The 22,891-nt window shown below is 45.2% G+C and carries 28 protein-coding genes, 2 pseudogenes and 1 riboswitch; of the genes and pseudogenes, 22 read left to right on the forward strand and 8 right to left on the reverse strand.

Annotation, left to right across the window (positions count from 1 at the left end; all coding sequences use genetic code 11):
• The first annotated feature begins 42 nt into the window (after positions 1-42).
• The 3 genes from J2T19_RS18440 (at position 43) to nfsA (ending at position 2,756) form a co-directional block, all read left to right on the forward strand.
• The gene (locus J2T19_RS18440; RefSeq protein WP_307218252.1) at positions 43-1,203 is read left to right on the forward strand and encodes a YhgE/Pip domain-containing protein; all 1,161 of its coding nucleotides are present in this window, start codon (positions 43-45) and stop codon (positions 1,201-1,203) included.
• A gap of 220 nt (positions 1,204-1,423) precedes the next feature.
• Positions 1,424-2,029, forward strand: coding sequence for a TetR family transcriptional regulator (locus J2T19_RS18445; RefSeq protein ID WP_307218254.1), 606 nt, complete (start codon positions 1,424-1,426; stop codon positions 2,027-2,029).
• Complete coding sequence (nfsA, locus tag J2T19_RS18450) at positions 2,013-2,756, forward strand: oxygen-insensitive NADPH nitroreductase (RefSeq protein WP_307218257.1); 744 nt, start codon at positions 2,013-2,015, stop codon at positions 2,754-2,756. The genes J2T19_RS18445 and nfsA overlap by 17 nt, the downstream gene beginning before the upstream one ends.
• Positions 2,757-2,841: 85 nt before the next feature.
• On the opposite strand, the gene J2T19_RS18455 is transcribed toward nfsA, so the two are convergent.
• The 6 genes and pseudogenes from J2T19_RS18455 to glxA form a co-directional block, all read right to left on the reverse strand.
• Positions 2,842-3,660 (reverse strand): TatD family hydrolase, encoded by an 819-nt coding sequence (locus tag J2T19_RS18455; RefSeq protein ID WP_307218259.1) that lies wholly within the window; start codon positions 3,658-3,660, stop codon positions 2,842-2,844.
• 161 nt (positions 3,661-3,821) lie between these two features.
• On the reverse strand, positions 3,822-4,754 hold the full coding sequence (locus J2T19_RS18460) for an ABC transporter ATP-binding protein (protein WP_370874898.1): 933 nt from the start codon (positions 4,752-4,754) through the stop codon (positions 3,822-3,824).
• A 42-nt stretch (positions 4,755-4,796) separates the two neighbouring features.
• A complete protein-coding gene (locus tag J2T19_RS18465) occupies positions 4,797-5,555 on the reverse strand; it encodes an ABC transporter permease (RefSeq protein WP_307218262.1) in 759 nt (252 codons plus the stop codon).
• Positions 5,555-5,848: an MTH1187 family thiamine-binding protein gene (locus J2T19_RS18470; protein WP_307218264.1), complete on the reverse strand. Its 294-nt coding sequence runs from the start codon at positions 5,846-5,848 to the stop codon at positions 5,555-5,557. Before J2T19_RS18470 ends, J2T19_RS18465 begins: the two co-directional genes overlap by 1 nt.
• 215 nt (positions 5,849-6,063) lie before the next feature.
• Positions 6,064-7,104: an ABC transporter substrate-binding protein gene (locus J2T19_RS18475; protein ID WP_307218266.1), complete on the reverse strand. Its 1,041-nt coding sequence runs from the start codon at positions 7,102-7,104 to the stop codon at positions 6,064-6,066.
• Positions 7,105-7,319: 215 nt separating this feature from the next.
• Positions 7,320-7,431: riboswitch (TPP riboswitch) on the reverse strand.
• A gap of 157 nt (positions 7,432-7,588) precedes the next feature.
• Positions 7,589-7,690 (reverse strand): annotated as a pseudogene (gene glxA, locus J2T19_RS18480) (glyoxalase GlxA); the annotation flags it as partial.
• Positions 7,691-7,872: 182 nt separating this feature from the next.
• Here glxA and J2T19_RS18485 point away from each other — a divergent pair.
• The 6 genes from J2T19_RS18485 (at position 7,873) to J2T19_RS18510 (ending at position 12,194) form a co-directional block, all read left to right on the forward strand.
• A complete protein-coding gene (locus tag J2T19_RS18485; protein WP_307218269.1) occupies positions 7,873-8,373 on the forward strand; it encodes a DUF2798 domain-containing protein in 501 nt (166 codons plus the stop codon).
• A 112-nt stretch (positions 8,374-8,485) separates the two neighbouring features.
• Positions 8,486-8,740: a hypothetical protein gene (locus tag J2T19_RS18490; protein WP_307218271.1), complete on the forward strand. Its 255-nt coding sequence runs from the start codon at positions 8,486-8,488 to the stop codon at positions 8,738-8,740.
• A gap of 91 nt (positions 8,741-8,831) precedes the next feature.
• Positions 8,832-8,954 (forward strand): hypothetical protein, encoded by a 123-nt coding sequence (locus J2T19_RS18495; RefSeq protein WP_307218272.1) that lies wholly within the window; start codon positions 8,832-8,834, stop codon positions 8,952-8,954.
• A gap of 293 nt (positions 8,955-9,247) precedes the next feature.
• Positions 9,248-10,546, forward strand: a complete 1,299-nt coding sequence (gene serS / locus J2T19_RS18500) for a serine--tRNA ligase (RefSeq protein WP_307218274.1) — start codon at positions 9,248-9,250, stop codon at positions 10,544-10,546.
• Positions 10,547-10,820: 274 nt separating this feature from the next.
• Positions 10,821-11,672: an aldo/keto reductase gene (locus J2T19_RS18505; RefSeq protein ID WP_307218276.1), complete on the forward strand. Its 852-nt coding sequence runs from the start codon at positions 10,821-10,823 to the stop codon at positions 11,670-11,672.
• Positions 11,673-11,720: 48 nt separating this feature from the next.
• A complete protein-coding gene (locus tag J2T19_RS18510; protein WP_307218277.1) occupies positions 11,721-12,194 on the forward strand; it encodes an HIT family protein in 474 nt (157 codons plus the stop codon).
• Positions 12,195-12,218: 24 nt separating this feature from the next.
• Here the strand turns inward: J2T19_RS18510 and J2T19_RS18515 are convergent, their stop codons facing one another.
• Positions 12,219-13,064 (reverse strand): AraC family transcriptional regulator, encoded by an 846-nt coding sequence (locus J2T19_RS18515; RefSeq protein WP_307218280.1) that lies wholly within the window; start codon positions 13,062-13,064, stop codon positions 12,219-12,221.
• Between the two features lie 158 nt (positions 13,065-13,222).
• On the reverse strand, positions 13,223-13,855 hold the full coding sequence (locus J2T19_RS18520) for a hypothetical protein (RefSeq protein WP_370874899.1): 633 nt from the start codon (positions 13,853-13,855) through the stop codon (positions 13,223-13,225).
• Positions 13,856-14,109: 254 nt separating this feature from the next.
• Between J2T19_RS18520 and J2T19_RS18525 the strand changes: the two genes are divergently transcribed.
• From J2T19_RS18525 to J2T19_RS18585, 13 genes and pseudogenes are all read left to right on the forward strand, one after another.
• A complete protein-coding gene (locus J2T19_RS18525; protein WP_307218282.1) occupies positions 14,110-15,216 on the forward strand; it encodes an Ig-like domain-containing protein in 1,107 nt (368 codons plus the stop codon).
• A 158-nt stretch (positions 15,217-15,374) separates the two neighbouring features.
• Positions 15,375-15,557 (forward strand): hypothetical protein, encoded by a 183-nt coding sequence (locus J2T19_RS18530; RefSeq protein WP_307218284.1) that lies wholly within the window; start codon positions 15,375-15,377, stop codon positions 15,555-15,557.
• Entirely contained in the window at positions 15,554-15,943 is a 390-nt protein-coding gene (locus J2T19_RS18535) for a ribosomal maturation YjgA family protein (protein ID WP_307218286.1), read from the forward strand. Before J2T19_RS18530 ends, J2T19_RS18535 begins: the two co-directional genes overlap by 4 nt.
• A gap of 4 nt (positions 15,944-15,947) precedes the next feature.
• Positions 15,948-16,562, forward strand: coding sequence for a GNAT family N-acetyltransferase (locus tag J2T19_RS18540; RefSeq protein ID WP_307218288.1), 615 nt, complete (start codon positions 15,948-15,950; stop codon positions 16,560-16,562).
• Positions 16,563-16,644: 82 nt separating this feature from the next.
• The gene (locus J2T19_RS18545; RefSeq protein ID WP_307218289.1) at positions 16,645-16,974 is read left to right on the forward strand and encodes a DUF952 domain-containing protein; all 330 of its coding nucleotides are present in this window, start codon (positions 16,645-16,647) and stop codon (positions 16,972-16,974) included.
• A pseudogene (locus J2T19_RS18550) lies at positions 16,975-17,136 on the forward strand (DUF1572 family protein); the annotation flags it as partial.
• Positions 17,133-17,726, forward strand: a complete 594-nt coding sequence (locus J2T19_RS18555; protein WP_307218291.1) for a histidine phosphatase family protein — start codon at positions 17,133-17,135, stop codon at positions 17,724-17,726. The pseudogene J2T19_RS18550 and the gene J2T19_RS18555, both read left to right, overlap by 4 nt.
• The gene (locus J2T19_RS18560) at positions 17,727-18,563 is read left to right on the forward strand and encodes a DUF2785 domain-containing protein (protein ID WP_307218293.1); all 837 of its coding nucleotides are present in this window, start codon (positions 17,727-17,729) and stop codon (positions 18,561-18,563) included.
• Between the two features lie 85 nt (positions 18,564-18,648).
• Positions 18,649-19,455: a 5-oxoprolinase subunit PxpB gene (gene pxpB / locus J2T19_RS18565; protein ID WP_442418857.1), complete on the forward strand. Its 807-nt coding sequence runs from the start codon at positions 18,649-18,651 to the stop codon at positions 19,453-19,455.
• On the forward strand, positions 19,452-20,486 hold the full coding sequence (locus J2T19_RS18570; protein WP_307218295.1) for a 5-oxoprolinase subunit C family protein: 1,035 nt from the start codon (positions 19,452-19,454) through the stop codon (positions 20,484-20,486). The genes pxpB and J2T19_RS18570 overlap by 4 nt, the downstream gene beginning before the upstream one ends.
• Positions 20,483-21,250, forward strand: coding sequence for a LamB/YcsF family protein (locus J2T19_RS18575; RefSeq protein WP_307218296.1), 768 nt, complete (start codon positions 20,483-20,485; stop codon positions 21,248-21,250). The genes J2T19_RS18570 and J2T19_RS18575 overlap by 4 nt, the downstream gene beginning before the upstream one ends.
• Positions 21,251-21,265: 15 nt before the next feature.
• Complete coding sequence (locus J2T19_RS18580; RefSeq protein WP_307218298.1) at positions 21,266-21,727, forward strand: NUDIX domain-containing protein; 462 nt, start codon at positions 21,266-21,268, stop codon at positions 21,725-21,727.
• Positions 21,728-22,220: 493 nt separating this feature from the next.
• Entirely contained in the window at positions 22,221-22,637 is a 417-nt protein-coding gene (locus tag J2T19_RS18585; protein ID WP_145050166.1) for a pyridoxamine 5'-phosphate oxidase family protein, read from the forward strand.
• Positions 22,638-22,891 lie beyond the last annotated feature (254 nt).

The raw sequence follows: 22,891 nt of genomic DNA on the forward strand, positions 1-22,891 counted from the left end.
TTATATCAAATCAGAACTACTTTGCAATGGAGGATAAGATCTATGGTACAGGCTTTACGCGTATTGTTCAAAAAACCACCAGTGATTGTTGGAATCGTAACGGCACTTATGTTCCAAGTGATTTTCAGCATCATCTGGATGACTGCATATTCAGGAGTTAATGATCGCACAAACGAACTTACCGTCGCGATTGTGAATGAGGATGGGGAGCTATCCCAGGGCATTGCCGACCGATTGGCAGAGACGTTACCGTTTCATACCGTGTCGAATCTAAGTTCGGAAGAAGCAATAGATCAGCTCAATCATCACCAAGTTCATATGGTACTCGGAATCCCGGCTGGCTTTAATGAATTGCTTCAAACGGCTGGATCAACTGCTGAGATTAAATACACCATTAATGAAGCTAACCCGGTGACGATCAAAAGCATGATGCAAGGTGTATCACAGTCCGTAACCAACACGATCAATAAGCAGGCTACTGCTCAAGGTGTGCAAACTGTGCTAACAGCAACAGGAACGCCAGCAGATCAAGCCGCTAATGTGGCTACTAACCTGACATCCCGTGTGGAAGGTGTAACAACGTCCATTAACCCGGTGAACGGCATGAACAATCAGATGGTACCGATGATGATGGTGCTGGCATCTTATGTTGGAGCTATGATTATGGGGATGAATTTGCAAACGGCTATGGGGATGTTGTCCACAACGTTCTCTCGCTGGACCCTATTTGGCGCAAGAATTGTCATTAATGTAGGTTCGGCTCTGATGGTTTCCTTACTCGGATCTTCACTGATCGTTGCGCTTGGCGGACAGATTGAACAAGGATTCGTTGCATTCTGGTTGTTCCAGGCTTTGTTCCTTTGCACGTTCATGTTCTTCTCACAGTTCTTCTTGATCTGCTTCGGGCCTGCAGGAAGCTTGTTCAACGTGATCTCGCTGTCCTTGCAGCTCGTATCTTCTGGAGCAATGGTACCACGTGAATTGCTGAATGGATTCTATAGTGGTGTGGGTCAATTCTTGCCTGCAACGTATGCTGTTCAAGGCATCTTGAGTGCTCAACTTGGCGGCCCAGGCGTTCAGTCTGCTGCAGGTTCAATCGTTCTTATCCTGGCGATTGTGGTCGCACTCTCCCTGCTGGTTACACTTCTGAAGAAGCAACGTGTATCAGCGGGTGCACCAAGCCCAGCACCATCTAACGCTTAATACACTTCTTAGGATATACGGATTTACAACGTATACCTACACCAAGCCCCCCATTGATTGCCAATGGGGGGCTTGGTGTAATAATAGCGGGAGGTACATCTTCACATATACCTTCCAGAACGGCTATGCCTTGCGCTTTGTTGCACAAACTTTCATAATAGATAATTATGTATAATTCCATTAAACATTTACAAGAGAACGGATTAGAGGAGCGGACGGAATGACGGAACCAGAATTGGACATTAAAACGAGGATATTGCTTGCAGCCAAGAAGCTTTTTGCAGGTCAGGGGTATGACGGGACAAGTGTCCGTCAAATCTGTGATGAAGCGGGAGCGAATGTATCCCTGGTCTCTTATCACTTTGGCGGCAAGGAAAAGGTGTTTGAGGCATTATTTGAACACTTTTTTCCTGGTCAGATGATGCACGAGCTGGTTGCAGAGCCCATGTCCCCTGTAGAAGGTGTCCGCCGAATTGTGGGTCAAGTTGTGAAGTTTACGATGACAGACACCGAGATGAGCGACATTGTGCAGCTTGAAATTACGCTAAGGACACATCGCACACCAACAGTCTTTCGTTTCCTAGATCCGATCTGGACGAAGGTAAGAGATTTACTGCAAGAAGGTAAAGATCAGGGCATATTTCATATTGAATCCGTCTCGTATGCTACATTACAGGTGATGGGTGCAACTTTGGCACATAAACGAGCCAAAAACTCACGTTTTTTAGCGGATTATCAGGGAATAACTACAGAGGAACTTGCTGAGCAGACCATTGAATTTGTACTTCGAGGATTAGGAGTGACTACCGATGAACGAAACAATTGAATTGATGATGAAGCACCGCTCTGTACGTAAATTCAAGCCAGATCCTATAAGTGAGGAACAGTTAGCAACAATCGTTGCAGCTGGACAGATGGCTTCTTCCTCTAGCAGTGTGCAGGCGTATAGTGTAATTGCGGTAACGGATTTGACATTAAAATCGAAGCTTGCTGAGCTGGCAGGCAATCAGGCTTACGTAAACGAATGTCCCGTTTTCTTGGTATGGTGCGCAGACCTCTTTCGACTGAAGGATGCGGCGAAACAACATATGCCTGACAAGGAAGCCTATGCAGATTCGACGGAAAACTTCATGGTTGCTACCATTGATGTGGCGCTTGCATCACAGAACGCAGCGCTTGCCGCGGAATCACTCGGCTATGGTATCGTCTATATCGGTGGACTTCGCACACGTATAGAGGACGTTTCTGAGCTACTGGGGCTACCCGAAGGCGTATATCCGGTCTATGGCATGTGTATTGGTGTTGCTGATCAGGAGACAGGTATTCGCCCGCGCCTACCACTAGATGCTGTTCTTCATCAGAATCAGTATAATGCCGAGCAGACACTTGAAGGCATGGCGCAATATGATGAGACCACAATTGCCTACATGAATGAACGGACACAAGGCGCGAACAAGACACCTTGGTCTGTATCGATGGCTAAACGTCTTACGGAGCCAGCACGTTTGCAAATGAAGCCTTTCTTGGAAGGCAAAGGGTTCATGAAGCGGTAATCTTGGTAAATTGCATAGATGAGCATGTACGGATATCAAAAAGGTCAGTAGGTTTCAAGCCTAACTGACCTTTTCTTATATAAGTTTATAGCGATGATAGTGGCAAACCGTAGAACCGTTTCGCATTCTGGTAGAAAAGTCGCCCAGCGCGTTCGGTGCCCATCCCCATTACCTCGCACCAACTCTGAATGACTTGCCTTGTCATCGACGGATGAGTCATCCGTCCTTGAAAAGGACCTTCGAAAGGCCACGGTCCATCGGTCTCAGCCATAACCTGCTCCGATGGATATTGTCTTGCCAGTTCACGGATCTCTTCCTCATACATAATATCAGGGGTGAAAGAGACAAAATAACCGTTATCTGCCATCCGTGCAATCGTTTGGCGTGAGCCTTTGAACCAGTGGAAATGGGCACGACGGAACTGATACTTTTCAAGCAAATCACAGGCGATATCAGCATCTTCATACACGGCATGAAGAACGAGAGGTTTGTTGTACTGCTTAGCGAGCTGAATGAACTGTTCCAGCAATTCAATATAGCCGCTCTGATCCCATGAGTTCCCTGCTTGCTCCGCTTCTTGTCTGCTGTAATACGGTAAGCCCACCTCTCCAATGGCTATAGCTTGTCCGATGTGTTGTTTAATCCAACCAAGAAGCAGGTGGAGATCCTCAGCTGAAGGGAGCGATTGCTCTGGATGGTAGCCAAAGGCAGGAAATACCGAACGTGGGTGATGCTTGGCAAGTTCCAGATTGGCTTGGCAAGAATCGAGATTCATCGATACCGCAATGACGGCTTCGACCTGCTGGGAGGAGAAGGATTGCAATATAGACTGTTGTTGTGCTGGCGTGTATTGATCCAGGTGGATATGGGCATCAATTAACGGTGCTAAAGCACGAGTATTCATGTTTCCCTCCTTATGATTGCTATGAGTCTATCTAGTCATGGTACGTCGTGTTTCTCATGTTGGATCACCCATATTAGGTGAAATAATACATTTATCTTATGGGACTCTTACTGTTCTAATTGATTCATGATAATGCTCTAAAAAACTTCTAAAAACCCGCACTATATAGATAGGCGGGCTTTGTGCTGTTCTTCTCGCATCCACTGTGAAATTTGGCGTTTACGTTCAAGAAAGGCGGAATCCTCCGTAACCGATTCACGTCGTGGACGATCAAATGGAACAATAACCTCTTGTAGCACGGTTGCTGGGCGGTTGGACAGAACATACACCCGATCCGCTAGCAGAAGAGCTTCCTCAATGTTGTGTGTAATGAATAACACGGAGCGGCGGTTCTGTTCCCAGATCTCCAGCAGCCAGCGCTGCATATCACTGCGCGTCAAGGCATCAAGCGCACTGAAAGGCTCATCAAGTAGCATAAGCTCTTGAGGACTGAGTAGTGCACGCAGGAAAGCAACACGCTGCTGCATCCCCCCTGAGAGCATATGTGGATAAGCACGTTCGAAGCCAGCTAGACCAACACTCGCCAACCAGTTGCGTGCTTCAGCAATCGCTTCTGGTCGAGGTAGAGCTGTCTTCGATACTTCGCCAGCTAATACTACATTATCCTCAATCGTTCGCCAAGGCAGGAGAGCGGGCTGTTGCGGCATGTAGCTAATTTTGCCCCGTTGTCCGGTAACGTCATGCCCTTGCATAAGAATTCGTCCAGCCTGCGGCTTGAGCAAACCGCCAATGATATGAAAAAGAGTACTTTTGCCACAGCCGGATGGACCAACAATGGCTACAAATTCGCCTTGCCCAACCGTTAGGGACAGATTATCCAATACGGATAATGTTTTGCGTCGCTCACGATATGAAGCGTGAACCTGCATAACTTCAAGTGCTGGAGAAGCTTGAGTAACCTCGTTTGGTACTAATGTAGAATCAGACGGTTGCAAGGTTGTCTGAGTCGTTGAATTTTGGTTTGTCACATGTTCATGTTCATTCTTTTGGTTATCGGAAAGGTGATCGTTCAGCTTGTTCTGTTCGTTTCTCATCCCGGTTTCACATCCTTGCCACAAGGTTTTCCAGTGCCATTATTATCGTTTTTGTGGTCGCCAGCGCACGAGCAGCTTCTCTAGTAGCGCGATCAGCAGGAAGAGCAGTAGACTGAGCGCCACAATAATCATAATGGCTACAAATAGTCGATCCGTTCGATATGCAGACTTCTGTAACATCATATAGTATCCGATGCCCTTATCTGCGCCGATCCATTCTGCAATAATGGCACCCATCACACTATATGTAGCGGCTATTTTGATTCCAGAGAAGACTGAGGGCAGCGCGTGCGGAAGCTCCAATTTCCAGAATAGCTGTCCACGTTTGGCGCCAGCCATACGCATATAGTTCATCATCATGGCATCTGTACGGGTTAATCCATCCATGGCGGCAACGGCAACAGGAAAGAAGCAGACCAGAATGATGGTAATTAATTTGGGAAGCAATCCGAACCCGAACCAGATCAGCAAAAGCGGTGCTAGCGCGATGGTTGGAATGTTCTGGCTTAGGATAAGCAATGGATAGAGCGCGGACTTTAGAAATGGGATCAGGTGAAGCACCATGGCAATCAGCAGTCCCACCAACGTTCCTGCGGCGAATCCGATGAGTGTTAACTGGATCGTTGCCCATGCATGCATACCAAGTCGATCCACCTGTGAAGCTGCTTCACGAGCAATATCCGAAGGGGCAGGTAGCATCCACTTTTCAATATGAAATAGCGAGACGGCTCCTTGCCATATCGCAATAAAGAGAATAACCGCCACAAGGGGCGGCCATACGCTTTTGAAATAGGCGTGCATTAGCGATATTTCTCCGTTAGTTTATCCATGCTGAAGCCGGCACCGCCGCTATGGGCGATTTTGATCTGGGAGATGATGCTTGGGCTACCAGCCTCCACAAGTGCTTCATGCATTTTGCGAACAACGTCCAGCAGTTCCTCCAGCTCACCTTCCATCGTTGTTTCTAGAGGGTTGACCTGATATTTCACACCAGATTGTTGAATGACTTCAATCGCGCGATCCACATACGGATATGAGTCCTCACCATTTGGCGTCTTCGGGATGACTTGAATACTGAGTAACGTGCTTGCCATGAAGTTCACGGCTCCTTTCGAGTTGGGTTGTATAAGTTGAATCAGCGTTACACTTAACACTCCGATTGCAGTACCCTCTTACGATCACTGTTATCCCCGGATTTCATGAATAAATCTTAAGTGGAGTAAATCCGGGGATAAAGGTGAGCGCTCCGCTTCTCCAGATGGGTTCTGCACTCTTCGTATGTGTAAAAAAATTCAACTTAAAACAATGATTATTGGGGTAAGAAATCGTTCGTATATGCCTTGCTCACATCGATCTGTTCCTCCAGCAGTTTCTTGCTAAACATCCAGTCCGTATAATTCTGCCATACTTCCTGTTTCTGTTCGCCCCAGCGTGGTGCATCGTCTGTGTATTTCGGGCTTAACCACTTCTGGCTTGCAAGCACAAGATCTTTATCGAGATCCGGTACGGCTTTGATCAGAATATTAGCGGCGTCTTCGGGATGATCAATCGCATATTGGTATCCTTCGGACGTGGCTTTCATGAACGCTTTAACCAGTTCAGGATCGTTCTCAATCGTGGTTTCATTCGTTACCAATACAGGTGTGTAATAGTCGAGTGCTTCGGAGTAGTCTTTGACATACAACATGTCGATCGGCTCTCCGCGAAGCTCAGCCTCAATCCCAGTCCATGCATAGAAAATCCAGGCAAAATCGATATCTCGTTTCACGGCGGTGAAGAAGTCGGCATCGCCCATGTTAATGTTTTTCACTTTGGACACGTCAGCGCCTTCGCCCTCCATAATGGATTGCATTACGGCTTCCTCTACTGGGGAGCCCCAGCCGCCATAGGTTTTACCTTCGAAGTCTTTCGGAGATTTAATGTTCCGATCCGTCGGTGCTGCAAATCCAGATGTATTATGTTGAATAACGGCAGCAATGGAGACGAGCGGAACACCTTGGGTATGCGCCTGAGTTACACTTTCCTGATAACTCACGCCAAAAGGCACCTCATTTGAAGCGACCATCGTATCAGCACCGCCAGCACCAGGTTGCACGATCTCCACGTTCAAGCCCTCGGCTTCGTAGAATCCTTGATCTACCGCTGCATATAAGCCGGTATGGTTCGTATTCGGTGTCCAGTCCAGTACAACTTTAACATCTCGGAGTGCTGCATTATCACCTTCACTACTGTTCTCGGTGTTGGTACTTCCGTTCGATTGGGCAGGGCCAGCTTCCTTGCTTCCGCAAGCCGTGATTGCAATCAAGGTTACGCTTAGGAGCAACAAGCCGATCATTTTAAGCCATCTCATCTTCATTCTCTCCTTCATGTTGTCCGCCTAAATGGCGAGGGTTCTCCTTGGCTTCATATCCAAGCATCGTGCATAAATCCACAGAATTATACCGGCTATGATCTGGATGTCGTTTTTTTATGTAACGTGTTATGCAAAAGAACATAAAAAAAGCGCCCCGGATTCCAGGACGCGTGCAGGCGTTAGAGAAGTAGCGCGCAGCGATATAGCTGGGCCTATTCGATATACTCCGATTCCTACGCTGGCATGATCCAGATCAGGTCTAAGGGTTAGTATCTTGTGGGATACACTCTCAGCCGGCCAATTCCGACTCCCCTGGGAAACTATGAAGTTAAGGGTATTACTAGGTGTAATTATAGGACAGCGGGCAAAACGTGTCCAGTCATGAACTGGAATATCCAATGATGGATCTCACGAAGTGCATGTAAGCGATCATAGATGCTGTCAATGCGCCAATCGGGATCATTAATAGATCCGTTTACCTTTAACGCTGGAAGAATTCAATCCATTCCTTCTCTGGGCCATAGATGAAGAAGTAACGATAACCGTTCGGTAGGGTGATAATCTCTCCATCAATAAATTCGGCCTCCGTCGCTTGTATACGCTGATATTCAGCATCGAATAGGAAAATAGTTAATTTATCTAGATGTCATGATCTATATTTAAGTATAAGTATAAAGTGCCTTTATTAAAGTTCACAAAGTGTTCACTTATGTGACCCTATTCCTCATCTTTATAATTGTCCAAGTAGAAGAGAGGATGAGAGAATTGCCAACAACCAAGAAAGAACATACGTATTTTGGATTGATGATGTGCACAGGAATGGTAGTTGTTATGATGACTTTCAATTTACTGTATAACGGATTAATGGGGAGCATGTCTCCGCTAGAGATCTTATTTCAGTTTGTTCTATGTTTTATTGTAGCTTTTGTGGTGGAAAGCTTTATCGTTGGGCCGGTGGCTCAGAAAATTGCTTTTGCATTACCATTCAACAAATCAAATAAGGTAATCGGCATTTTGACGATTTCCGTATGTATGGTTGTGGGAATGGTGCTGATGATGTCGATGTATGGGATGCTTACGGCGTATCTTGCCAATCAATTGAACGGAAAGTCTCTCGTAGAAACGTATCTTCATACCATACTGCGGAACTTTAGCCTGGCGCTACCGTTACAGTTGCTTATCATTGGGCCGCTCGTTCGATATGTATTTGGTAAATTCATAAAAGCTAAAGGGAATGCGGCTCCCTTTGTTAATTCAGAAGCCTGATTGGCTTTGTGATTCCATATGCTCACTGAGTGTAGAGACAGAGTGAATCCTATATTAATTGGAAAATAGAGGATAAAAGTGTTACTATTTTTGCCATTAAGGATTTTAACAGGTGGTGAAGAAACTGAAGCAAATATTACTGATTATTGTAGCCCTGTTGTTGATTACTGGGTGTAGAGATCAACTTGATGAGGAAGAATACGTTGATACTTCTTCTAATTCTAGTACCAGTTTTACTCAACTGGATAGCGAATCAGAAATCAAAGCTGAAAGTTTGCAAGAGAACGAATATATATTGCAAAATATAGATCTTAGCCCTATAGATACACAGGCACCCTTTTGTTGGCCAAATTTGCAGGCACGATGATGGATGGGAAGCGGAATTTCAGGGTCAACTACGGCTACATTCATGATCCTTCGATCAACGAAATATTCGAATTCAATACTCGAACGGTACAATGCATGCCATGTCAATTGATGATCGCAAGACATTTCTGGATGTAACAACAGATGAGAACATGATTGAGACGTCCGTTCAGGGGATACATGGAGATAACAACCTGATTTATAAGTATGATTAAAAATGTAAACATTAAGCGAGTATCGCTTGCATTTAAACGTTGCTTTTGTATATACTGTTAATCAACAATTACAGATCGGAACATGCCGTTGAAGAGCATCCAACTCGGAGGCGTTTTCGCCAGGGGAGCGATATTTTCCCAAGTTAACCGGAACCGCCCGTTATCGCGGACCAAGCGGCTGGAGCAGTGAATGCACTGTTTCAGCAAGTTGGGTGGCACCGCGAGCAGAGCGCTCCTCGTCCCAAGGGATGAGGGCGCTCTTTGTATTTTTACAGCCAAAGGAGACGGTGACCATGCTTGAAATGAAGTGGATCAGAGCGCATGCAGAAGAGGTGCAGGCGGCGGCAGATGGAAAGAAAATCAATATTAATATTCAAGAACTGTTAGAGCGAGACGAGGAACGCAGAGCGTTATTGCTGGAAACCGAAGAAGGACGCAGGGTGCGTAACGCGTTGTCGGCGGATATTGGCAGGATGATGCAAGCAGGTCAGCGTGAGCAGGCAGAGGGGCTGCGAAGCGAGGTGAAACAACGGAATGAGCAGTTGGAACAGCTCAAAGCCAAGCTGGAAGTGATCCAAGAGGAATTTACGCGTATGCAGTGGCTCGTGCCGAATGTTGTATCGCCAGATACACCTGTAGGTACTTCGGATGCGGACAATGTAGAGCTACGCCGTGTAGGCGAGATCCCCGCATTTGAGTATAGAATAAAGGATCATGTGGAATTGGGTGAGGTGCATGACCTAATTGACATTGCGCGTGGGGTGAAAATCGGTGGAACTCGCAGTTATGTGCTCAAGGGAGCAGGGCTACTACTCCACCGAGCTGTGCAGCAGCTTGCGCTCGATCTGCTCTTGAAGCAGGGATTTACACCGCTAGAGGTTCCGCTCATGGTAAGGGAGGATGCCCTGCTCAATACAGGCTTTTTCCCAACAGGACGAGACCAAGTCTATGAGCTTACTGGTGAGAATAAGTGGCTGGTTGGTACTTCGGAGGTGCCGCTCGTATCCTATTATGCGGATGAAGTCGTGGATGTGGAACAACCTATTAAGCTGGCCGCTGTATCGACGTGCTTCCGCAGTGAAGTAGGATCGGGAGGACGGGATGTGCGCGGACTGTATCGTGTACACCAGTTTGCCAAGGTGGAGCAGGTGATTCTCTGCGCGCCGGATGCGGCAGAATCGGAACGGATGTTACAAGAGATCACAGGACATGCTGAGCAATTGCTGCAATTGTTAGAGCTTCCTTATCGCGTTGTAGCGGTATGTACTGGGGATATGGGGCAGAAGACGTATAAGCAGTATGATATTGAGACATGGATGCCTAGCCGGGAGGCCTACGGAGAGACACATTCTTCGTCGAATTTGCATGACTTCCAGGCACGTCGTTCGAACATTCGTTGTCGTGATGCAGAAGGGAAGCTAGTATATTGTCATACCCTAAACAATACAGCCGTGGCTTCGCCGCGTATTCTCATTCCATTGCTGGAGAATCATCAGCAGGCTGATGGAAGCATTCGAATTCCGGCTGCGCTCCAGCCATATATGGGCGGAGCTGAGTTTATTACACTGCCACATCCAGCGGGAGAAGAGTAAGAGATAATTGTAACGTTGGTATGCATATGAAAGAGCGGTATTGAACGTGAACTACAAAGAACTCCTATATCGCAATGTCATTAAGGTAATAAGCTTGATGATATTGCTCTTCATAGGGGTTCTTTTTTACATAACGAGATATCGTAGAAGGAGCATCAGTATATTTTTGGAATATATTATTAATCGAGATTACTGAGATGGGAGTGTATAGGATGGACAAGCATTACGATAACCTCCTGTTAGCTTTTGAAGAAGCAGTAGGAGGTTTTGGTTCATGCGATATCGTAAGCTAGGCAATACGAGTATAGACATTCCGGTGATTGGTCAAGGGACGTGGAAGTTTGGTGAAGATCCGAGGAAAGAAAGAGATGAAGTGGAGGCATTGCGCCATGGTATCCAAAATGGACTTACGCTAATAGATACTGCAGAAGAGTACGGAGATGGGGGTGCCGAGAAAGTGGTTGGTCGTGCTATTGATGATGTCAGAAGTGAGGTATTCCTAGTCACTAAAGTATCAGCCAAGCATTGTTCTTACCAAGGTGTTCTTAGAGCGGCAGAGGAAAGTTTAGATCGTTTGAGAACGGATTATATAGATCTGTATTTGCAGCATTGGCCAAGCCCACAATACGAAGTAGCTGAGACGATGGAGGCTATGTCAGAACTAGTCAGTCAGGGTATAGTCAAACATGTAGGCGTTAGTAATTTTACGCTCGATTTGATGAAAGAGGCACAGTACCATTTAGGCGAAGTGCCGTTGGTATGTAATCAATTAGCTTATCATTTACATGATCGAAGAATAGAGAAGGAAATACTACCTTTTTCTAAAGAAAACAGCATAACTATTATGGGATATTCACCTTTTGGATTTGCTCCATCTAAATTCGGTAATAAAGGATTTCCACAAGTGGGTTCCGCAGAGAGAAAGATACTGGATACCATCGGAGAGAACTATGGCGTAACCGCATATCAGGTTGCAATGAACTGGATTATAGGGCAGGAAGGTATGGTTACCATCCCCAAAGCGGCGAGTATACAGCATATAGATGATAATTTGAGAGCCCTAGATTGGGAGTTAGAAGAGGCGGACTTGGCAAAAATCGAGAGATGTTTTCCGCTGATGGACTAAGTTATAGCTAACACCTGTAATACATATGATAGGAGCTGAATGGAATCGATGACAGCATCATTTTCACATAGACCCGAAGGATACGAATGTCCATTTTGTTGTATATGGGGTATTGAAGGGTCTAATCAGGGAACCAAACAAAAGGATATCATCTATCAGAACGAAAAGGTAACGGCATTTATCGCACGTAAATGGTGGCCGAACAATAAGGGGCATGTGCTCATCATTCCTAATCAACATTTCGAGAATATCTTTGACCTTCCTGCCGATTATGCTGCTGAAATCCACCGGGCGACTCAGCTTACAGCACTTGCGATGAAGAATACCTATGGATGTGATGGAATCTCGACACGGCAACATAATGAACCTGCTGGCAATCAAGATGTATGGCATTATCATCTGCATGTCTACCCTAGATATGTGGATGATCAACTGTATCTGTCACATGGGGCTAATTCTGATCCAGAAGAACGTGCTCTTTATGCTGACAAGCTGCGTTCTTGGATCAATGAGAATACGTAAAATTCAGGAGAATACATCAACACATCATTTAATGGGTATCCAGATTTGAGGTGGTTGATTAGGCCCGGGATAGACCTCAAATTCGGGAATACCAGCATGTTCATAAGGGTTGGAGGGGAACCATTCTGTGATGATCTGTTTCCACAGAGCCTGCATACTTGCGGGCATCGGTCCTTGCACTTCAAATACGCACCATTTGGAAGCGGGAATTAGAAACGTCGATAATCCTTCAGGTACTTCTCCGTCGTAAGAGGTAGCAATCCAGTATTCCATTTGTTTCTCGTGAATCTCGTTCTGATCCACACAGACACCAAGAATGCCTTGAATCCATCCGTTATTTAATTGAAACAAGCGATCCTCAGCTCCACTGTGATATGCATCTTGCCACATCGTAGAGATTCCAGACAGGTGTTCTCCGTTTATATACGAAAAGGATTGTTGGATTCCTACCACCAAAAATTCATCATGTTCTACCATTTTATAATTCATGGGTTCTGCTCCTTTTAAGCTAAGCTGAATAACCAAGCGGTTATATGCCTTTATTGAAATCTTATTTCGACGGGCTTCACTAGGGGGGAATCCATGTTGTCTGCGAAAAGCTTTGGAAAATGACTCTGGCGTGTCATAACCGTACTTGAACGCTAAATCAATGATTTTGCCATCGCTTTGTAGAAGCTCATATGCTGCTAATGTTAATCGTCTTCGCCTGATATATTCTGCAATCGTAACATCAGCTAATAAGGAAAATGTACGTTGAAAATGAAAGAGAGACAGGTTGGTTTCAGCCGCAATTTGTTCAATGGTCATGTCCTCAAGCAGATGATCTTCAATATATTGAATAGCTGTTTGTAAGGGCTGAATCCATTTCATGTTGTGATCACTCCTTGATGCATATCATACAGGATTGTTGCTTCAGCAGCCTGTCTTTTTATGCTCGAATTTGTCTGTTTGATCCGTTTGTATGTATGGTTTCTTCAAAAAGACAAGTTTAATGAAAATCGGAGAGGTTGTTACCCTGCTCATTATACTTAAGAAAACTGCCAAAAACCTGCAATGGGATGTTCAATCTCCGTTCCTACTTTGGCGAAAATATATAGTGAACCAAAATAAAAAGGATAACTGCCATCCTCTTGAATCAATGTGTCGGGATAACCGTCTTCATCGACTTGGAAAAAGAATGAAAATGACTCTTCCTTAAGTTTGGCCAAATAATAGTCTTCATTTTGAATCAGCCTTGGATTGCCTCCGACTTTGATTAAAAAAGGTCGATCTATTGATTTTTCATCACTAGTTAGTTGACCAGCTGAGATGATGTGTTTGATAAGACTAGAATTAGCAAAGATATTAATCGTGCTTTCCGCTGAAATGGGATGCTCAATCACCTTCACCGAGCAGTTTGGATAAATGTTGTTCTCCAAATGCTCATCACGATCTTCCGGAATAAAAATGGAAATCATGCTACCTGGTTTAAAGGGATGGTTGAGACTTAGATAGAAAACATACTTTTGGTTGTGATCATGAATGAGGTCTGAGTGATTATCAAAAAAAACCGGCGCATTCCCGCCAATCCAGCCTGCTCCGTGTTCGTTCGTTGAATCCAAATCCGCGTAATAAAGAATACAATCTAATCTCTTGATTAAAATATTTGTTTTGTTCTCCATCGTTATTTGGCAACTCCTCTCAAAAACTAACATTACCGTCACAGCTTTGATAAAAAAGTGTTCGCTGAATCGAATAGTGATGGTTCCAATTCATGTAGTTTTTATTTTATTATAAGGAACGCTCGCAGCAGATAAAATGTCGATTTTAAGTTTAGATGCTCCGTATGGTTATATTAAAATTCACTTTTGTGCATATAGATTCCGATATACTATAATAGAAGTAAAATACTGGATAGTAGGAGGATGAAAAGTTCATGATGAGTATGAAACAGGCACTTCGCGGAGCACTTGCTCTAGTTCTTGTATTCGGGGTGCTAGCACCAACACTAGTTTTTGCCGCTACGGGAGATGTCACTTCAATTGAGATCACGAATGAGAGCCCACGGAAAATGAGTGTATCTGAAACGGCTACGCTTCAGGTCATGGCCGTTATTGAAGGTTTTGATAATAAACAGGATGTGACAGCGGGGGTTACGTGGTCAACCAGTAATGCAGCTGTTGCAACCATTGCTAAGGGGAAAGTTAAGGCTGTGTCAGCAGGCCAAGCAACGATCTTTGCCCAGCTTGATGGAGTGAAGACTGAGCTTGTGGTTCAGGTTCAGGATAAGATTAAGAGCATCAAAGCTTCGCCTAACTCCTATAGTTTTGTCAAAGGTAGTGAAGGTACACTGCCGAAAGTAACGATTACCCGTGCAAATGGCAAGTCAGAAGACGTCACGTCGGAGATTGTATGGACAGTTTCCAGCTCGTCGGCTGTGTTGGAAGACGGGAAGATCAGAGGTATTACACCTGGTCGCGTATTATTACAAGGAAAGTACGGTTCCACAACGGTAAAAGTACCCGTTGCCATCACGGATGTGATTACGAAAATCGATGTAACACCGAAGGCATTACAGCTCAACATCAAGAAGTCGAAGGCATTGAAAGTAATAGGTACATATGCGAATGGCAAAACAATCAATCTTTCGAAACAGGTGATCTGGACCTCTTCTAATAATGGTGTAGCTACAGTCAAAAATGGTACCGTTAAGACGTTGACTGAAGGAAAAGCCACCTTGACAGGAACGTATCAAGATCAGACAATAACCGTAGAGGTTACTGTCGTACCTTTGCTCAAAAAGCTGATTACAGGGCAGAAGAAACTGGTGTTATCTCCACAAGGAAGCACAACGCTCAGCTTGATGGCACAGTATGATACGGGCAAAATGACTGTTGTTACCAACAGTGCAGTATGGACCAGCAGTAAGCCTGGTGTAGCGACGGTTACAAACGGGAAGATTCAAGCGGTATCCAAGGGCAAGACCTCCATTGTAGCGAAATGGGGAAACAAAAAGGTGAGCATACCTGTTACGGTAAAATAATCTCAGAACTACAACACGGGTCTGTAATATGATATGTATCAGGTGACAACTTGCGTTATATATGTAATATTTATACAAAAGCAAAGAGGCAGGGAGCGTAGATTATACGCTCCTTTCTTGTAACCTTTATCAGAATCGCAAGGATCGGATGTGAGTGTATGAAAGGTTCCATTATAAGTTCAGGTTGGAATTGGAATGATGTGGCTTATCTTCGATATCTCCTGTTCTCGATTCTCTCGGCACTGACTTTTCAGATGAGTGACAAGATTGAAGGGATGAAACACCGTGCCTATACCAAGTACCTTGAAGGGTATCGATTGAAGAGTAAGCAGATCCAATGAGAAGTAGACTTGTTTATTTCATCGCAACGATCATCACGATGGGGCTAGGTCTTGCTTCGCGTCATTATGGAGATCAGTTACCCGATTGGGTGAGTGAACATACAGGAGATGCTTTGTGGGCAGGAATGATTTATTTTGGTGTACGCATGGTATGGCACAGGCGTAGTACAATTTGGGCAGTAATAATTAGTTTGTTGTTCTGTTGGATGATCGAATTCTCACAATTGATTCAGACACCATGGCTGAATGAACTCCGTTCAACGTTGTTAGGGGCACTTGTTTTGGGTCATGGTTTCCTCGTGGTTGATCTCATTCGTTACACTGTTGGAATTCTGTGTGTGTATATGTTGGATCGTTATTTCCCGAGCAATATCAATCGCATGTAAGATGGTGAGCAGGTTTCTAGAAATAGGTACCGATAAAGGTATCGATAAGGAGATGCTGATGATGAATGTGGACAAGCTTTTTAGTGAATCCCCGGAGTTTGATACAGAGCGATTGTTACTAAGACGTCTGACCATGAATGATGTTGAGGAGTATTTCCAATTTGCTTCCGATCCACGTGTGAGTGAACAGAGCTTGTGGAACTGTCATGAGACGATGGAGGACTCGGTTCATTATATTCAACGCGTTATGGATAACTATGAGCGTAAAACAGTTTATTTATGGGCATTTATCTGGAAGAAGACAGGTCAACTGATTGGAAGAGGCGGGATATTTGATCTAAATGAGTCTATGCAAAGTGCTGAGCTAGGATATGCTATATCTAGTTTATATTGGAATCAAGGTGTTGCATCTGAAGCGATGCAGCCGATTGTAAATTATTGTTTTGAAGAGCTTGACTGTAATCGTCTTGGTGGTAGATGTAATGCAGGTAATATAGGATCTGCGCGTGTGATGGAGAAAATTGGCATGTCATTTGAAGGGATACTGCGTAAGCAGTTGAAAATCAAAGGTGTCTTCACGGATCAGAAAATATACTCCCGCATTCGGGATGATCTATAATACATGAATGACGGATCGAACTTGTCATGTTATAACATTGGTTTTGCATTGAACTTTACATATGAATTCAGGAGGTATAGCGATGATCTACAGTATCATATCCCGCTCCACTTGGGAGCAACTATCGGGGCAGAGCTTCTATGCTCCTGACAGCTTGAATACAGATGGGTTCATTCATTGTTCTACGAAAGAGCAGATTCCGTGGGTAGCTGGGCAATATTATGAAGGACGAACGGATCTGTTACTGCTTGGTATCGATGAGAAAGCATTACAAGCGGAAGTAGTTTATGAGGATTTGTATAACTTAAACGAACTTTTCCCACATATCTATGGTCAGCTTAATTTGGATGCCGTGCACAAGGTTCTCGATTTTAACCCAAATGAAGATGGATCATTTTCTTTTCCGGAATAGTTAGGACAGATCGTTTATGTTGCCAAAATGCTCAAAGAGACGTCATGGGAGAGCTTATCCATTCCGCGAAATGGGTCTACCCTCTATAATGGTGAGAAATTCGCCAAGCTTAAGATGACAAAGCATTTTACAGACGAACTTAAAAGGGAGGAAACCAAATGACACAATTAACTCTAATTCGGCATGGGAGTACAGCTTGGAATAAAGAGAAGCGATCACAGGGGCAGACGGACAACCCGCTGGATCAAGAAGGTAGAGAACAGGCGCTATTGCTTGCCGCAAGACTTAGCTCAGATTCATGGGATGCGATCTATGCTAGTGATCTGGAGCGCGCCAGCGAGACCGCTCGAATCATTGGTGATCGATTGGGGATCAAGGAGATTCACCTCGATCCACGTCTACGTGAAATGGGCGGAGGTCAGGTCGAAGGAACAACAGAAGAGGAACGGATATCACGGTGGGGCGCAGATTGGAGCAACATAGAGTTAGGAAGAGAAACAGCCGATGCGGGAACGTCACGTGGCATGGAGGTCATTGAAGAAATCTGCCGTAAGCATCCACATGATCGCGTACTTGTCGTTAGTCATGGAGCGATACTCCGTAACACCCTTAGAGGATTACTGCCTGAACTTGATGTAAGTGTTAAGCTGTCTAATACTTCCGTTACCCGAATCGAAAAGAAGGCAGAGGCTTGGGGTTGTGAGTTGTACAACTGCAGCGTACATCTGAATACTTCTGAAGGAGCGCGATAGATGGAAGCCGCAGCGCTGAAAGAACAGTTGCAGCTTTTCCGAAGGAACGATATATCGCCTTCTGATATTGAGAACCCATACGAAGTAGCATTACATATGTTGCGACATATTGGCAGCACCGATCCGGTGCTGCGGGACGAACTTATCTATGTTACGTTTGCAACATGGATTGCGCATGGTGTGTTCTCTGCTGACCAGCTGAGAGAAATATTGCATATAGCAATAGATGACGAACATCTCTTCTATCGTCTGGGTGAGGATGGAACGGACAGTGTGTTTACAAGAACATTTTCGGTGTTGCTCATACCCCCTATTCTTAGCATAGATCGGCAAAGCCCTTTTTTGTACAAAGCAGATATCGATCGTGTACAGGAACGTTTAGTTACGTATTTGAAGGACGAGAAGGATATTCGGGGGTATGTTGAGGACAAGGGATGGGCACATGCTCCAGCTCATGGTGCAGATGCCGCCGAGGATCTCGCGCAATCGTCTGATATCGATCGACCTGGATTGAAGGAGCTAATGGCAGCACTTGCTGTGAAAATAATGGAGTCTAGAACAGTGTACATCTATGATGAGGATCAACGGATCGCGCACGCTGTCGTAACGATTCTCCACCGGAATATGTTGGAGCTGAATGATATTGCAAGTTGGATTGATTCTCTTCAACGTTCGGATTCTAGGGGAACCAAGACCCTGCAAGAGACCAGCCAGCAGGCGATGAATGTACGAGTCTTCCTACAAACTCTATATTTTATGATTCGGACAGAAGAGGCAGAGCCGTTTACATTTGTTCGTCAAGAAATGATAAAGGTTATTGATAAAGCCCGCCTTTGACGCGATATGCCTTCCGGCATGATCAGCATCCAATATGGATTCAAGCTGAAAGGTGATGACTAATCTGAGGTGAGGAGGAGAGAGCTTGAAAACACCGATGTATATGTGGACAGAAGAGATGTTGTCTCCGATCAGTGAGTCAGGAATAATGATACGTTGCGGCGATATGATCTCCGATGAGGTTCACCAGCGGGTGATGTCCGTCTGCTCCATGTTGGATCATATGTTTATACCAGGATTAATAGAGGTTATTCCGTCATTTGCCTCGGTTACGTTATTCTACGATCCGTATCTTCTAATGGAATATGTGTCTAGCAATCTAGATTCTACATCTACGACAATAGAAATAGGTGGATCATACCGACGTTCACGAGCTGATGCATCAGCTGCCTCCCCGTACATATACTTGCGTAACCTCCTCATCCCCTCTTTACAAGGATTACAATCGGTAGCACCCAAACAAACCAGAACGGTTACGATACCCGTGTGTTATGGGGGAGAGTTTGGGCCGGATCTTGAATATGTAGCGTCAGTACATGCATTAACGCCAGATGAGGTAATTGCTATTCATACGGCGGGTGAGTATTTGGTACATATGCTTGGGTTTGCCCCGGGGTTTCCTTATCTGGGTGGATTATCTGCACGTATTGCCACACCAAGACGGGCAACGCCAAGACTTCGCGTGGAAGCTGGCACAGTTGGAATCGGCGGTGAGCAAACGGGCATATATCCGCTCGCGACTCCTGGGGGCTGGCAGTGTATTGGGCGAACCCCAATCGCATTGTTTCGTCCGAATGACAATCCACCTAGTTTATTGACTGCGGGGGATCGGGTTCGCTTCACACCTATATCCATTCAAGAGTATTTCGAACATCAGGGGGCTAAGTCATGAGCATAGAAGTGGTCCGCTCAGGTCTGTTGTCCACCATTCAGGATGAAGGTAGATTTGGACAGCGCCGATACGGGATTCATCCCGGAGGAGCGATGGATACCTTTGCTGCGAGGATGTCTAACATGTTAGTGGGAAATACTCGGAATGCAGCCGTAATAGAGATGACGATGACGGGGTCAGAGCTTCGGTTTGAGGAAGACCAGTTAATATCCCTATGCGGAGCCGATCTGTCAGCAATGGTAGATGATATGGATATTCCGATGTGGCGCCCCATTGTAATTCCTGCCGGAGCGGTCTTACGATTCGGAAGATGTCGTTCAGGGCTGCGAACATATATGGCGGTTGCAGGTGGCATCGATGTACCTGTGATCATGGGAAGCCGGAGTACAGATCTGAAGACCGGAATTGGTGGTATCGATGGACGCGCATTGCGCGATGGTGACAAGCTGAGTATCGGGAAGCCTTCTACAGAAGCGAGCATGATCTTGGACTTCTGGGGGACGAAACGGAGGAAGTCTGGTGTTCATCGTGTAAAAGCAACGGCATGGTATTTCTCCAGCAATGAGTGGCCTGGCTACCACGCGGAGCCTGTTATCCGCATTGTACCGGGCATAGAGGATCGTGGATTTACGGAAGAAAGCTTACGGAAATTTTACGAAGAGTCTTACCTTGTATCCCCTCAATCGGATCGAATGGGTTATCGTATGCAAGGTGCTGTACTCGAACGGAAGCACGACCAGAATCGATTATCTGAAGCGGTCACCTATGGAACAGTGCAGATTCCTGCGGACGGTCAGCCGATCATTTTGATGGCAGATCATCAGACGATAGGCGGCTATCCTGTACTTGGTCAGGTTGCCAAGGTTGATCTACCTATTTTGGCGCAGGCTAGACCTGGAACAAGGGTTACTTTTAAACGGATTACATCTAGGGAAGCAGAGATATTATGGCTTGAACAGGAGAAGCATCTACGATTGGCTGAGAATTTCATTCGCAGTAGGATGGCAGCGGGAATGGAGGAACTTCGGTGAAACAAGTGGATATGAACTGTGATCTAGGTGAAAGTTACGGAATCTATCAAATGGAATCGGACGAAGGGATACTGCCTTTGATCACTTCTGCCAATATTGCCTGTGGATTTCATGCCGGCGATCCGGGGACGATGAGACGTACTGTAGAGCTTGCCATGGAACATCATGTCGCTATTGGTGCCCATCCGGGTCTACCTGATCTGCAAGGGTTTGGCAGAAGACGTATGGAGATCACGCCACGAGAAGCCTATGATATGGTGGTTTATCAACTGGGTGCTTTGGATGCATTTGTCCGTGCCCATGGGGGGAAGATGCATCATGTGAAGCCGCATGGAGCTCTGTACAATATGGCAGCCGTGGATGCTAGCTTGGCAGAGGCGATTGCCGAGGCTATCTATCAGGTTCAGCCTGAACTGTATCTATACGGTTTGGCAGGCAGCGCTATGATTGAAGCAGCAGATCACATTGGTTTGCGTAGCGTGAGCGAGGTATTTGCAGATCGAACCTATGGAGCAGATGGTATGTTAACCCCGCGTAGTCAGGATGGGGCGCTTATCCAGCATACAGAACAATCACTCGCGCAGGTACTTCGTATGGTGAAGGAAGGACTTGTTGATACTACCGCAGGAACGAGCGTACCTATTAGAGCGGAGACGATATGTATACATGGTGACGGGGCACATGCCCTTACGTTTGCACGCCAGATTCGTGCTATGCTAGAGGCCGAGGGAGTTACCCTGTCTGCGATAGGAACAATTGGATGAGTAGGAGAGATAAACATGACTAAACCGATACGTAATTCAGCGAAAGCTGTGATTGTACAAGATGGACGATTGCTTGTGATTCGTGTGGAGGATCAGTATGGTACAGCGTATATTTTCCCTGGTGGGGGACAAGAGAAATATGAAGAGTTGAAGGACACTGTACTGCGGGAATGTCTCGAAGAGATTGGACAGGCAGTTACGGTCGGGGACTTGATGCACATTCGGGAGTATATCGGTAAAAACCACGAGTTCGCCGAGTGGGATGCGGATTACCACCAGGTCGAATTTTATTTTGCATGCAGTTTAATCGATCCGGCAGCTACGAACTATGAGGGTTCTAATCCGGACAACCATCAGGTTGGTGTGGAGTGGATTGCACTTGAGGACTTGTCTAAAGTCCGTTTATATCCGAAAAAAATCGGAGAGATGCTGCTCGCACAGGACTCCTCCAACATCTATCTTGGAGATCTGAACTAACAGCAGCGAATCGAATAGATGCGCTTACCTTGATATGTAAACATTTTTACAAATAAAATTTCCAGTATTGTCACGTATGCAATCCGGTTCATGGATTCACCAATGATGAGGTGGGTACACTATAAGTACAGGCTTATACAACAATATCGTTATAAGCGGTGATTCAAATGAGGAGAAGATAGAGAATCGAGATGGATACAATCCTTTTTTATTATATGGATGTTGTTCACTTGAACTTTATACTCTAATCCCCAGTTGAAGAACTCTGAAAGTAGTGAAGGGAACGGAATCGATTCTGAAGAAGCGAAGCTAAAAGCTTTCTGTAAGAAAGCTACTTCGGAAGCATAATCTCGCCTTTGTTTCTGAATTTTATACCGTTAGAAATTTAAATGAGAAAATTCAGAAACAACAGCGATCGAAAGAACGATCCGTAACCGTAACGTCACACACAGCTTCTGTCAAAATACCCCCAAACCCGAAAGGAGCAATTCCCATGAACCGGACTGAATTGGAACAGAACATTGTAAAGGCATTAGAGAACAATCCGTTTTGCAGCTTCTCAACAGTGGAAAATGGCAAACCCAAATCTCGTTACATGGCTCTGTTTAACGATGGAATGAACATTCATCTCGCAACGAATCGTCGTACGCATAAGGTAGAGGAACTGGAGAACAATCCGAATGTAAGCCTTCTGCTTGGTTATGAGTCGGGTGGCTCCAAAGAAGTTGTTGAGGTTGAAGGAACGTGTGAAATTACGAAGAATGAAGCTTTGCGTGAGCAGGTGTGGAATGATGAATTGAAGGCATGGTTTGACGGTCCTCAGGATCCGAATTATGTCATTCTGGACATTACACCAACGCGGATTGAATATACAGGGAAAGATCATGAACATCAAGTGTGGGAACAATAAGATTCGTACGTATGAATCACCTTTTGCGAACGATGCGTGAATGCACTGTTTCGGCAGAGGTTTCAACCGCGAGGCCATGTGGCTTCGCGGTTTTTTTGAGGTCAGACATAATCGTTCTAAAATGGATATACATGTAAGCTAGGTGTAATATACGTATTTGGCACGGGAAGTAAACTGTTTTTACATAAAAGCGCGAGAAATTTGTCGAAATTACGCATGATTATGTAAAGTGATGCGGGTATGTGCGGATAACG

The organism is Paenibacillus tundrae (genome assembly GCF_030812775.1).
GTDB classification, from domain to species: domain Bacteria; phylum Bacillota; class Bacilli; order Paenibacillales; family Paenibacillaceae; genus Paenibacillus; species Paenibacillus tundrae_A.

Coding starts and splice junctions, on each gene's coding strand:
- J2T19_RS18440 (WP_307218252.1), top strand. CDS start 43: ATGGTACAGGCTTTACGCGTATTGTTCAAAAAACCACCAGTGATTGTT.
- J2T19_RS18445 (WP_307218254.1), top strand. CDS start 1,424: ATGACGGAACCAGAATTGGACATTAAAACGAGGATATTGCTTGCAGCC.
- nfsA (WP_307218257.1), top strand. CDS start 2,013: ATGAACGAAACAATTGAATTGATGATGAAGCACCGCTCTGTACGTAAA.
- J2T19_RS18455 (WP_307218259.1), bottom strand. CDS start 3,660: ATGAATACTCGTGCTTTAGCACCGTTAATTGATGCCCATATCCACCTG.
- J2T19_RS18460 (WP_370874898.1), bottom strand. CDS start 4,754: ATGAGAAACGAACAGAACAAGCTGAACGATCACCTTTCCGATAACCAA.
- J2T19_RS18465 (WP_307218262.1), bottom strand. CDS start 5,555: ATGCACGCCTATTTCAAAAGCGTATGGCCGCCCCTTGTGGCGGTTATT.
- J2T19_RS18470 (WP_307218264.1), bottom strand. CDS start 5,848: ATGGCAAGCACGTTACTCAGTATTCAAGTCATCCCGAAGACGCCAAAT.
- J2T19_RS18475 (WP_307218266.1), bottom strand. CDS start 7,104: ATGAGATGGCTTAAAATGATCGGCTTGTTGCTCCTAAGCGTAACCTTG.
- J2T19_RS18495 (WP_307218272.1), top strand. CDS start 8,832: ATGCATGCCATGTCAATTGATGATCGCAAGACATTTCTGGATGTAACA.
- serS (WP_307218274.1), top strand. CDS start 9,248: ATGCTTGAAATGAAGTGGATCAGAGCGCATGCAGAAGAGGTGCAGGCG.
- J2T19_RS18505 (WP_307218276.1), top strand. CDS start 10,821: ATGCGATATCGTAAGCTAGGCAATACGAGTATAGACATTCCGGTGATT.
- J2T19_RS18510 (WP_307218277.1), top strand. CDS start 11,721: ATGACAGCATCATTTTCACATAGACCCGAAGGATACGAATGTCCATTT.
- J2T19_RS18515 (WP_307218280.1), bottom strand. CDS start 13,064: ATGAAATGGATTCAGCCCTTACAAACAGCTATTCAATATATTGAAGAT.
- J2T19_RS18520 (WP_370874899.1), bottom strand. CDS start 13,855: ATGGAGAACAAAACAAATATTTTAATCAAGAGATTAGATTGTATTCTT.
- J2T19_RS18525 (WP_307218282.1), top strand. CDS start 14,110: ATGATGAGTATGAAACAGGCACTTCGCGGAGCACTTGCTCTAGTTCTT.
- J2T19_RS18530 (WP_307218284.1), top strand. CDS start 15,375: ATGAAAGGTTCCATTATAAGTTCAGGTTGGAATTGGAATGATGTGGCT.
- J2T19_RS18535 (WP_307218286.1), top strand. CDS start 15,554: ATGAGAAGTAGACTTGTTTATTTCATCGCAACGATCATCACGATGGGG.
- J2T19_RS18545 (WP_307218289.1), top strand. CDS start 16,645: ATGATCTACAGTATCATATCCCGCTCCACTTGGGAGCAACTATCGGGG.
- J2T19_RS18555 (WP_307218291.1), top strand. CDS start 17,133: ATGACACAATTAACTCTAATTCGGCATGGGAGTACAGCTTGGAATAAA.
- J2T19_RS18560 (WP_307218293.1), top strand. CDS start 17,727: ATGGAAGCCGCAGCGCTGAAAGAACAGTTGCAGCTTTTCCGAAGGAAC.
- J2T19_RS18570 (WP_307218295.1), top strand. CDS start 19,452: ATGAGCATAGAAGTGGTCCGCTCAGGTCTGTTGTCCACCATTCAGGAT.
- J2T19_RS18580 (WP_307218298.1), top strand. CDS start 21,266: ATGACTAAACCGATACGTAATTCAGCGAAAGCTGTGATTGTACAAGAT.
- J2T19_RS18585 (WP_145050166.1), top strand. CDS start 22,221: ATGAACCGGACTGAATTGGAACAGAACATTGTAAAGGCATTAGAGAAC.